Below are 10,529 nucleotides of genomic sequence, written 5' to 3' on the forward strand. Positions count from 1 at the left end.
TTTTAACTAATAAAATAAAAATCGAGACACCAACTTTTAGTTTAAAAAACTTATTTACAACTAATTTTGTAGCCCGTAGGGGAATCGAACCCCTCTTACCAGGATGAAAACCTGGCGTCCTAACCGATAGACGAACGGGCCTACTGCTTAAATGCGGATGCAAAAATACAACTATTTTTTATTCGCGCAAGTCAAGTTGTATTTTTTTTTTATTTTTTTTTAGTACGCCTTTGCAAATAGCACTCTACCAGCAGATTTGCCTCCAGAAAAAACACATTTTCCTTCTTCTTCAATTCGGTCTAAAGGTATACAACGGATGGTTGCCTTAGTTAAATCCTTAATTTTTTCCTCGGTTTCTGCAGTTCCATCCCAATGTGCAGAAATAAATCCGCCTTTATTTTCTAATACTTCTTTAAATTCTTCAAACGAATTTACTTCTGTAATATGATTGGCTCTGTAATCTAGTGCATTTTGGAACAAACTGTTTTGAATTGTTTCTAGTAAGTCACTTACATAGTTAACAACGGTATCTTTAGAAACTACTTCTTTAGAAAGATTATCTCTACGAGCTACTTCGTAAGTTCCGTTTTCAAGATCTTTTGGACCTACAGCAATTCGAACAGGCACTCCTTTTAGTTCCCATTCTGCAAATTTAAATCCAGGCTTCTGAGTAGTTCTATTATCAAACTTAACAGAAATATTTAGTTTTTTGAATTGAGCCATTAAAGAAGTGACCACTTGTGAAATTTGCTCAAACTCTTCATCTGTTTTAAAAATCGGAACAATTACAACTTGAATTGGAGCTAAATTTGGAGGTAAAACCAATCCGTTATCATCCGAATGCGTCATTACTAACGCTCCCATTAAACGTGTTGAAACTCCCCATGAAGTTCCCCATACGTATTCTTGTTTTCCTTCTGCGGAAGCAAATTTAACATCAAATGCTTTTGCAAAGTTTTGACCTAAGAAATGCGAAGTACCTGCTTGTAGCGCTTTTCCATCTTGCATTAATGCTTCAATACAATAGGTTTCTTCAGCACCTGCAAAACGTTCTGTTTCAGTTTTTAATCCTTTTACAACAGGAATCGCCATGAAATTTTGAGCGAAATCAGCATATACATTCATCATTTTCTCTGATTCCTCAATCGCTTCCGATCTGGTAGCGTGAGCGGTATGCCCTTCTTGCCATAAAAATTCAGCCGTACGCAAGAATAATCGGGTACGCATTTCCCAACGAACCACATTAGCCCATTGGTTTATTAATAAAGGCAAATCCCTGTATGACTGAACCCATCCTTTATAGGTTGACCAAATAATTGCCTCACTAGTTGGACGAACAATAAGCTCCTCCTCTAGTTTGGCATTTGGATCTACCATTAATTTACCTGGCTTATCTTCATCATTTTTTAATCGGTAATGAGTAACAATAGCACATTCTTTTGCAAATCCTTCCGCATTTTTTTCCTCAGCCTCAAACATGCTTTTAGGAACAAACAATGGAAAATAGGCATTACTATGACCTGTTTCTTTAAACATTCTGTCAAGTTCTGCTTGCATTTTTTCCCAAATTGCATAACCGTAAGGCTTAATCACCATACACCCTCTAACACCAGAGTTTTCGGCTAAATCTGCTTTAACCACTAGTTCATTATACCATTTGGAATAGTCTTCCGATCGCTTTGTTAAGTTCTTACTCATGAGAATTAGTTTGGCACAAAAATTGTTTAACTTATTTTAACTAAATAGTTCCGCAAAACTAACTATTTTTGTAATGTCCAACAATAAAAACGCTACAGTTATGAAAACATTTTATTTTTCTCGCATGAAAATCACTGTTTTATCACTCTTTGGAATACTATCTTTAGTAACAAACTCATGTGGTTCTTTTCAAAATTCATCGTATTACGACAATGACGGCGTTTATGGAGTAGACGAAAATCAAAAACCTAGAGTTACTGAATCAAACAATAGTGGCTACTATAAAGAGTATTTTAGCAACTTAAACAAAGACAACGAACAAACTTTTACAAATGTTGATGCCTACACCTCAACAAATGATTCTGTAAAAAGTCAAAAAGCTGCTCCAACAACTAACTATGGTGGTTGGGGATCAAATAGTTCTGATAATGTAACCGTTAATATTTATAATAATGGTTGGAATAATTGGGGTTATTACAACAGTTGGGCAGGAAACCATTGGGGATACTACAATAATTGGGGTTGGAATAATGGCTGGTATGGAAATTACTGGGGATACAACAATTATTACTACCCAGGTTGGGGATTGGGATGGAATTCTTGGTATGGACCTAGCTGGTATGGTTATTATGGTGGAGGTTATTATGGCGGATATTATGGCTACAACTACAATAACTGGGGTTGGTACGGTGGTAATTTAGGTCATCATTATGCTCATTCTGGCGGAAGAAGAAACACTAATTATGTAGGTGGTCCTAATGGTGGAGTTATTTCTGGTGGTAGGGGAAATATTACAAATGGCGGCAGAAACTCTGGAGTTTTTGGCTCTAGAAACTACAATAACCCTTCTACAAGAAGTGATTACAATAGTACTACTACTCCTAGATCTAACTATAATAACTCTCCTAGATCCAATTACAACGATTACAACACTCCTAGATCTAATTACAACAACTCACCAAGATCTAATAGTAATGAGTACAATACGCCTAGGTCTAATTACAATACACCTAGAACAAATTATAACGACTACAACACACCTAGAAACTACTCACCAAGTGAGTCTAGCCCAAGATCATATACACCTTCTACCCCAACTTATTCTTCACCTAGATCTTCTGGTGGAGGTGGTTTTAGTGGTGGCGGTGGCTTTGGTGGCGGTGGCGGAAGATCTGGTGGTGGCGGAAGACGCTAATAATTTCCCAAATTCATAAATTAGAATAGCTATGAAAAAAATATTTGCATTTGTATTATTCGGTACACTGATTCATTCAGTAAACGCTCAAGACATAAATGATGCGTTGCGATTTGCGCAAACTGATCTAAACGGAACTGCTCGTTATAGAGCTATGGGCGGTGCTTTTGGTGCTGTAGGAGGTGATTTTTCTTCATTAAATATCAACCCTGCAGGCTCCTTGATCTTTGCTAATAATCAGGTTGGGTTTACTTTATCTAATTTTAACAACCATAATAAATCAAACTATTTTGGTAATTCAACTTCCGATAACAAAAACTCATTTGATGTAAACCAGGCGGGTGCCGTATTTGTTTTTAACAATCAAGATCGTAATAGTGATTGGAGAAAATTTGCTTTTTCTATCAACTATGAAAATGCAAAAAATTTAGACAACACAATTTTATCTGCTGGAACAAACCCTAATAATTCGGTAGACAAATACTTTTTGAGTTATGCAAACGGAGTTGCATTAGGAAATATTAACAACTCTAATTACTATTTTGATGAGTTGTATTACAACGAGCAACAAGCTTATTTAGGCTACAATTCCTATATTATAGACCCTACTTCTTCGACAAGCAATAATACAAGCTATTACACAAATATTGCTACAGGTGGAAATTATTATCAAGAAAACAAAATTCACTCTACTGGATACAATAGCAAGGCTACCTTTAACTTTGCTGGACAATACACCGATAAATGGTTGTTTGGTTTGAATCTTAACTCTCACTTTTTGGATTACAGACAATCAAGTAGTTTTTACGAATCAAATGGAAATTCGAAATACCCAACTGGATCAACAGTTGATGTAATTCGTTTCAGCAATGACCTATACACCTATGGAAGTGGGTTTTCGTTTCAATTGGGAGCTATCTTTAAGCCTTCTAAAGAATTTCGTGTTGGATTGTCTTATGAATCTCCAACATGGTATCGTTTAACCGATGAATTAAGTCAAAGAATTGTGACTTCTGGATATGGATTAAGTGCTACGCCAAATGTCAATCAATATTCTACTGTAGTCACCGATCCTAATACCACGATGATTTTTGTACCTTATAATTTACAAACTCCAAGTAAACTATCTGGAAGTTTAGTTTATTTATTTGGAAAAAGAGGTTTAATTAGCATGGATTTAGCATCAAAAAATTATGCAAATACCACCTACAGACCAAAACAAGATTTCGCTGCTACTAATAACTTAATGTCAAATTCTCTAACTTCAGCATATGAGTTTCGAATTGGCGGTGAATACAAAATCAAGAAAGTAAGTCTTAGAGGCGGATATCGTTGGGAACAAAGCCCATACAAAGATGGAACTACTATTGGAGACCTAACTAGTTTCTCTACAGGATTTGGTTATAATTTTGGTAGCACCAAATTAGATGTTGCTTATGCTTATGCAAAACGCGATTTCAACCAACAGTTTTTCTCTCAAGGTTTAACTGATGCTGCTAGAATAAATTCGGTTAACAATACGGTTAGTGTAACGCTATTATTTGAATTGTAATCTAAAAAAAATAGTTCTTAATTAAACCATTCTTTATTCGGATGGTTTTTTTTATTCAATACATTTTGGGGTTAGCCCCGATAGAGCCGATAGCTCTCGTGAAGGAACGTAACGAGACTAAAGGCGAAAGCGGGAAAAGGGACACCAAAAATGCCCGAAAGTTTCGCTCCTTAAAATAAATACTGTAATTTTGCATTCCAATAAAACAAAGGTATGAGAACCAAATCGGTAAAGAAAAATAAAATCAATGTCATTACGCTTGGATGTTCTAAAAACACTTACGATAGTGAGGTGCTAATGGGGCAATTGAAAGCAAGTGGTAAGGAGGTTGTGCATGAACAAGAAGGAAACATAGTGGTAATAAACACTTGTGGTTTTATTGATAATGCCAAAGCAGAATCGGTGAATACCATTTTGGAATATGCTGATAAAAAAGCAAATGGAATTGTAGATAAGGTATTTGTTACTGGTTGTTTATCTGAACGCTACCGACCGGATTTAGAAAAAGAAATACCCAATGTAGACCAATACTTTGGCACTACCGAATTGCCTCTATTACTTAAAGCACTGGGTGCCGATTACAAACACGAATTGCTTGGAGAACGATTAACAACGACTCCGAAAAATTACGCTTATTTAAAAATTGCAGAGGGTTGTGATCGTCCTTGTAGTTTTTGTGCGATTCCGTTAATGCGTGGCAAACACGTTTCGCAACCTATTGAAAAATTGGTGAAAGAAGCTGAAGGATTGGCGAAAAACGGAGTAAAAGAGCTGATTCTTATCGCACAAGATTTGACTTATTATGGTTTGGATTTATACAAAAAACGAAATCTAGCCGAATTATTAGAAAACTTAGTTAAAGTAGAGGGCATTGAATGGATTCGTTTGCATTACGCCTTCCCTACCGGATTTCCTATGGATGTTTTGGAATTGATGCGTAACGAACCTAAGATTTGTAATTATATTGACATTCCGCTGCAACATATTTCGGATAACATCCTAAAGTCGATGAAACGTGGGACTACCAAAGAAAAAACCACTAAATTACTTCAAGAATTTAGAAAAGCAGTTCCGGGGATAACTATAAGAACTACTTTAATTGTAGGTTATCCGGGAGAAACCCAAGAAGATTTTGAAATTTTGCGTGAGTGGGTACAAGAAATGAAATTTGAACGATTGGGTTGTTTTACCTATTCGCATGAAGAAAATACTGGCGCCTATGCTTTAGTAGATGATGTTCCAGAGGAAGTGAAAAAAGCTCGTGCAGCTGAAATAATGGATTTACAATCTCAAATTTCCTGGGATTTAAATCAAGAAAAAGTTGGTAAGACTTTCAAATGTGTGATTGACCGAAAAGAAGGCACTTATTTTATTGGAAGAACCGAATTTGATAGTCCGGATGTAGACAATGAAGTACTAATTGATGCCTCTAAATACTATTTAAAAACAGGAGATTTTGTAACAATCAAAATTATTGATGCTACAGAATATGATTTATACGGAGAACCTGCTTAATATTTTTTATATCTTTAACTTATTAAAATTAAATTATGAAATCTTTAAAAACAGTTTTTTTAGTTAGTCTAATTTTCTTTGGAGTTCTTACATGTTCTGCTCAATATGGAGGTATGTACGGTGGTGGTATGAATGGCGGAATGTATGGTGGCGGAATGAATAGAATGCAAAACCAACAAAGTATTCAAAACACCAATAATTACGGAAGAAATAAAAGCCCAGAAGATTTAGAAAAGGAAAGAGAAGATAACATTAATAAAAGCATAGAAAAAGTTTCAAAAGATTTAAATCTTGACGATTTACAAGTAATTGTCATCCGAAAAGAGATTGAATCCAGCTCTAAAAGTATTTTTGCCGTTACTAAATCTGAAATTTCGAATGAAGATAAATTAAAAGAGATTGATGCAATTAACGAAAAAACAGATCGTATAATTAACACTTATCTGAATCCAGATCAAAAAATAAAATATAAAAAGTACATCGAAGAAAGAAAAGAACGCATGGAAAAATACCGCATGTCAATGCGAAATTAATTACAAACTATCTGGAAAAATCTTCCCTGGATTTAAAATATTATTTGGATCAAAAACATACTTAATTCGTTCCATTAATTCTAAATGGTTTTTTGAAAAAGCAATATCCATAAAGTTTTTTTGAACGAAACCAATTCCATGCTCACCCGAAAGTGTTCCTCGTAAAGAAACGGTTAATTCAAAAATTTCTCTGATTCCCTTTGGCACTTCAATCTTCCATGCTTCTTCACTTAAAGCACCTCTTATAATATTTACATGCAGGTTTCCATCTCCAGCGTGACCATAGCAAACCGATTGGAATCCGTATTTTTTTCCTATACTTTTAATTCCTTGCAATAACTCGGGCAAAACATATCTTGGCACCACGGTATCTTCTTCTTTGTAAATAGAATTAGCTTTTACAGCTTCTGCCACCGAACGGCGCATTTTCCATAAAGCATTTTTTTGATCTTCGGTATCTGCAAAAAGAACTTCATCAATTTCAAACTCCTCTACCACTCCCATTATTTTTTCTGCTTCAAGCATTAAAACATCCGGGTAATTACCATCAACTTCAATCAGTAAATGTGCTTGTACATCCTCTTTAACCTGAACATTTAATCCGTCAACAAATTTTAAAGACCAATCAATTGCATCGCGCTCCATAAATTCTAAAGCACTTGGAACAATTCCGGCTCTAAAGATTGCCGAAACAGCCTCACAAGCCTGACTTGCATGATAGAAAGGCACAAGCATTAAAATATTATGGGTATTTTGCGGAAGTAACTTCAATACAATTTTTGTAATTACTCCCAGCGTTCCTTCACTACCCACCATCAATTGCGTTAAATTATACCCTGTAGAATTTTTCAAAGTATTTGCACCGGTCCAAATGATTTCTCCATTAGGCAACACCACTTCTAAGTTCAGTACATAATCTTTGGTAACACCGTATTTTACTGCACGAGCACCTCCAGAATTTTCAGCAACATTCCCTCCTATCCAACAACTACCTTGACTACTAGGATCAACAGGGTAAAACAACCCTTTTTCTGCAACAGCTTCACGAAGTACTTGAGTAATAACAGCAGGTTCGACAATTACTTGTAAATTTTGCTCGTCTATTTCTATAATTTTATTCAATCGCTCCATCGAAAGTCCGATGCCTTGATAAATACTCAAAGCACCACCACTCAAACCGGTTCGTGCGCCTATAGGTGTAGTCGGAATTTTATAATCGTTTGCTACTTTTAATACTTCCGAAATTTCTTTTGCATTAGCTGGTTTAACAACAACACTTGGTGGAAAAACATAATTTTCGGTTTCATCGTGACCGTAATGGTTTCGCGTTTCTTGATCGGTAAAAATATAAGCAGCACCAACTATGTCGGTTAGTTTTTGAAGTATTTCTGGTTGCATTTGAATCATACTAAATTGAGTAGTAAAAATAATAAATAAATGATAATGGCTCTATTTTTTATGTAAATTTGTCTTTAGAAATTCAATAATTTGAAACCAACTTCAAAAAAATCGGCGTTAACAGAAAAAGAGGGTGTAAATCAGCCTCCTAGCGTGAGTACTTCATCTTTGGAAGTTATTCAGCAGTTACGTCGTAAACAACCTTCTGCAGAAGAATTAATTGAAGGCATCCTAGCAGGTGACAAAACCGCATTAAGCAGAGCAATTACTTTGGTTGAGAGCACCAATTCGGCACATTTAGAAAAGGCAACTGCTATTATTCAAGCTTGTTTACCACATGCTAATAAATCCTTTCGAATTGGAATTACAGGGGTTCCTGGAGTTGGAAAAAGCACCTTCATTGAAGCTTTTGGAAAACACCTAACTTCAATTGGAAAGAAAGTAGCTGTTTTGGCAGTAGATCCAAGCAGTACGATTTCACACGGAAGTATTTTGGGCGATAAAACCCGAATGGAAGAATTAGTTAAAGATGAAAATGCCTATATACGACCTAGCGCTTCTGGAGAAACTCTTGGCGGAGTAGCTCGGAAAACACGAGAAACAATTATACTTTGCGAAGCTGCTGGCTTTGACACCATTATCATTGAAACTGTGGGTGTGGGTCAAAGTGAAACTGCCGTTCACAGCATGGTGGATTTCTTTTTACTGCTGAAAATATCAGGAGCTGGAGATGAATTACAAGGCATTAAACGCGGAATTATGGAAATGGCGGATGCTATTGTAATTAATAAAGCCGATGGAGACAATATCAATAAAGCCAAGTTAGCAAAAACGGAATTCAATCGTGCTTTACACCTATTTCCTGCGAAAAAATCGGGGTGGATACCTTCTGCAACTACTTGCAGTTCGTATACCAAAGAAGGCATTCCGGAAGTATGGAAAACCCTATCGGAATACCAATTATTGGTCAAAAAAAACAATTATTTCGAACAAAAAAGACACGATCAAAATCAGTTTTGGATGTTGGAAACGATAAACGAACAATTGCAGTCTAATTTCTACAACCATCCTGAAATTATCAAACTATTGGAAGAAAACAAAAAAGCAGTGCAAAATGATGAAATATCACCATTTGCAGCTGCTATGAATTTATTAAAAGTTTATTCTAAACAATAAAACTATTCTTCGTATAGTTTCATCTCTTTATCATAAAACTCACCTGCTAGCGTAATTAAATGCTCCATTTCGGACTCTAATTCGGTTTCGTCTTCGCCTTCAAGATCTTCTAGAAATTCAACCTCATCATCTTTTAAATTAATGATGAAACGAGGGAAATCTAAATGAATGATGAAAATATCTTCAGGAAAATCAGAGTTATCTGCTATTACAAATTTTGGAAGTTGCATATTTATATTGTTTGGAATTTAAGGTATTATTTATCTGATAATATTACAGAACCATTGTTTTTCCCCATAAAAATTATCTTAGTATTTGGGGAAGCAGCCAACTCTTTTTGAGCTTTAATTTGTTCGTATTGCAATTGTTTGTCAGTTAAATTAGTTGAAATAATTTTCTGATAATCTGCAATACCTTGCGCTTCTACTCGTTTACGCTCAGCTTCTTGTTTTTCTTTTTGAAGAACGAATTGCATTTTTTGAGCATCTTGCTCGGCATTAATTTTACTTTCAATTGTAGTTTTAACTGAAGTTGGCAAATTAATATTTCTAATCAACAATTGTTCTAAAACTAAACCTCTTTTTTTAAAGTCATCTTCAATCGTTTTAAAAATTCGTTGTTGAAATTCATTTCTTTTGGTAGAATATAATGCCACAGCATCATAATAAACTGCGTTGTCTCGAATACGGGTTCTTGTAATTGGACGCACAATTTTATCGGTATAATTTTCACCAATTCCTTTAAGGATTTTCGGTGCTTCATTAGGTATAACACGGTATAAAACAGTTAAGTCAATTACCACTTCCAAACCATCATTAGACAGTACTCGAATGGCATCATCACCTTCTTGAGCCCCTTCATTATGAATGGCAGACATGGTATAGTTTTGTGTTTGCACATCAAACACCATAATATCTAATAACGGATTAATCACATGCAAGCCACTTTCTAAAATGTCAGGTTGCACGTTTCCATAAAGTGACTTAACCCCTACTTTACCCGCATCAATTTGCTTGAACATAGAAGAAAGAATCCCTAATCCTATCACTAAAAAACCAATGATTCGGATAGTACCAGAAAACTTAGATAACGGATTAGCATTGTCTTTTAGAGTATAACCCGCAATAACCAAAATAAACCCAATAATAATTAATAGTATCATTTTAAATGTTTTTAATTTATAGTTATACGAAGGTTTTGTATAATTGTTACAAACTAGAAGTTATGAATTTTCTTTTATCAACTTCTTTGTAATAAAATGAAATCGAATATAAAGAAATAATGCTGCCGCAGATAAACCTGCCAACAAACCAATCCACACCCCAATTGCTTTCAATTCGGTGTATTCGCCTAAATAATATGAAATTGGAAAACCAATAATCCAATAGGCAACAAACGTGATGTACATCGGAATTGTAACGTCTTGCAAACCTCGTAAAGCTCCTAAAACAACCACCTGAAT

At 35.1% G+C, this 10,529-nt stretch carries 9 protein-coding genes, 1 tRNA gene and 1 pseudogene; 5 read left to right on the plus strand and 6 right to left on the minus strand.

The window, feature by feature from the left end; translation table 11 throughout:
• Window positions 1-69: 69 nt before the first annotated feature.
• Window positions 70-141: transfer RNA gene (locus tag ACKOWY_RS00005), tRNA-Glu, on the minus strand.
• Window positions 142-219: 78 nt separating this feature from the next.
• A complete protein-coding gene (proS, locus tag ACKOWY_RS00010) occupies window positions 220-1,698 on the minus strand; it encodes a proline--tRNA ligase (RefSeq protein ID WP_408939396.1) in 1,479 nt (492 codons plus the stop codon).
• Window positions 1,699-1,798: 100 nt separating this feature from the next.
• Here proS and ACKOWY_RS00015 point away from each other — a divergent pair, with 100 nt between their 5' ends.
• The 4 genes from ACKOWY_RS00015 to ACKOWY_RS00030 all read left to right on the plus strand — a co-directional run bounded on the left by ACKOWY_RS00015 (window position 1,799) and on the right by ACKOWY_RS00030 (window position 6,493).
• Complete coding sequence (locus ACKOWY_RS00015; protein ID WP_408939397.1) at window positions 1,799-2,893, plus strand: hypothetical protein; 1,095 nt, start codon at window positions 1,799-1,801, stop codon at window positions 2,891-2,893.
• 31 nt (window positions 2,894-2,924) lie between these two features.
• Entirely contained in the window at window positions 2,925-4,445 is a 1,521-nt protein-coding gene (locus ACKOWY_RS00020) for an OmpP1/FadL family transporter (RefSeq protein WP_408939398.1), read from the plus strand.
• A 213-nt stretch (window positions 4,446-4,658) separates the two neighbouring features.
• Entirely contained in the window at window positions 4,659-5,960 is a 1,302-nt protein-coding gene (gene rimO / locus ACKOWY_RS00025) for a 30S ribosomal protein S12 methylthiotransferase RimO (RefSeq protein WP_408939399.1), read from the plus strand.
• Window positions 5,961-5,995: 35 nt separating this feature from the next.
• Window positions 5,996-6,493 carry a hypothetical protein gene (locus tag ACKOWY_RS00030; RefSeq protein WP_408939400.1) on the plus strand — a complete coding sequence of 166 codons (498 nt, stop codon included), beginning with the start codon at window positions 5,996-5,998 and terminating at the stop codon, window positions 6,491-6,493.
• Here the strand turns inward: ACKOWY_RS00030 and ACKOWY_RS00035 are convergent, their stop codons facing one another.
• Window positions 6,494-7,891, minus strand: coding sequence for an FAD-binding oxidoreductase (locus ACKOWY_RS00035; RefSeq protein ID WP_408939401.1), 1,398 nt, complete (start codon window positions 7,889-7,891; stop codon window positions 6,494-6,496).
• Window positions 7,892-7,981: 90 nt separating this feature from the next.
• Between ACKOWY_RS00035 and meaB the strand changes: the two genes are divergently transcribed.
• The gene (gene meaB / locus ACKOWY_RS00040) at window positions 7,982-9,067 is read left to right on the plus strand and encodes a methylmalonyl Co-A mutase-associated GTPase MeaB (RefSeq protein WP_408939402.1); all 1,086 of its coding nucleotides are present in this window, start codon (window positions 7,982-7,984) and stop codon (window positions 9,065-9,067) included.
• A 2-nt stretch (window positions 9,068-9,069) separates the two neighbouring features.
• On the opposite strand, the gene ACKOWY_RS00045 is transcribed toward meaB, so the two are convergent.
• The 3 genes and pseudogenes from ACKOWY_RS00045 to ACKOWY_RS00055 all read right to left on the minus strand — a co-directional run.
• The gene (locus ACKOWY_RS00045) at window positions 9,070-9,297 is read right to left on the minus strand and encodes a hypothetical protein (RefSeq protein ID WP_396146116.1); all 228 of its coding nucleotides are present in this window, start codon (window positions 9,295-9,297) and stop codon (window positions 9,070-9,072) included.
• A gap of 26 nt (window positions 9,298-9,323) precedes the next feature.
• The gene (locus tag ACKOWY_RS00050; protein WP_408939403.1) at window positions 9,324-10,229 is read right to left on the minus strand and encodes a prohibitin family protein; all 906 of its coding nucleotides are present in this window, start codon (window positions 10,227-10,229) and stop codon (window positions 9,324-9,326) included.
• A gap of 60 nt (window positions 10,230-10,289) precedes the next feature.
• Window positions 10,290-10,529: pseudogene (locus ACKOWY_RS00055) on the minus strand (MATE family efflux transporter); the annotation flags it as partial.

Origin of the sequence: Flavobacterium sp. (assembly GCF_046073885.1) — a bacterium.
Classification (GTDB): domain Bacteria; phylum Bacteroidota; class Bacteroidia; order Flavobacteriales; family Flavobacteriaceae; genus Flavobacterium.

What these genes read in the sequence shown, in the direction of transcription:
- proS (WP_408939396.1), bottom strand. Translation starts at nt 1,698, where the DNA reads ATGAGTAAGAACTTAACAAAGCGATCGGAAGACTATTCCAAATGGTAT.
- ACKOWY_RS00050 (WP_408939403.1), bottom strand. Translation starts at nt 10,229, where the DNA reads ATGATACTATTAATTATTATTGGGTTTATTTTGGTTATTGCGGGTTAT.
- rimO (WP_408939399.1), top strand. Translation starts at nt 4,659, where the DNA reads ATGAGAACCAAATCGGTAAAGAAAAATAAAATCAATGTCATTACGCTT.
- ACKOWY_RS00030 (WP_408939400.1), top strand. Translation starts at nt 5,996, where the DNA reads ATGAAATCTTTAAAAACAGTTTTTTTAGTTAGTCTAATTTTCTTTGGA.
- ACKOWY_RS00015 (WP_408939397.1), top strand. Translation starts at nt 1,799, where the DNA reads ATGAAAACATTTTATTTTTCTCGCATGAAAATCACTGTTTTATCACTC.
- ACKOWY_RS00045 (WP_396146116.1), bottom strand. Translation starts at nt 9,297, where the DNA reads ATGCAACTTCCAAAATTTGTAATAGCAGATAACTCTGATTTTCCTGAA.
- ACKOWY_RS00020 (WP_408939398.1), top strand. Translation starts at nt 2,925, where the DNA reads ATGAAAAAAATATTTGCATTTGTATTATTCGGTACACTGATTCATTCA.
- ACKOWY_RS00035 (WP_408939401.1), bottom strand. Translation starts at nt 7,891, where the DNA reads ATGCAACCAGAAATACTTCAAAAACTAACCGACATAGTTGGTGCTGCT.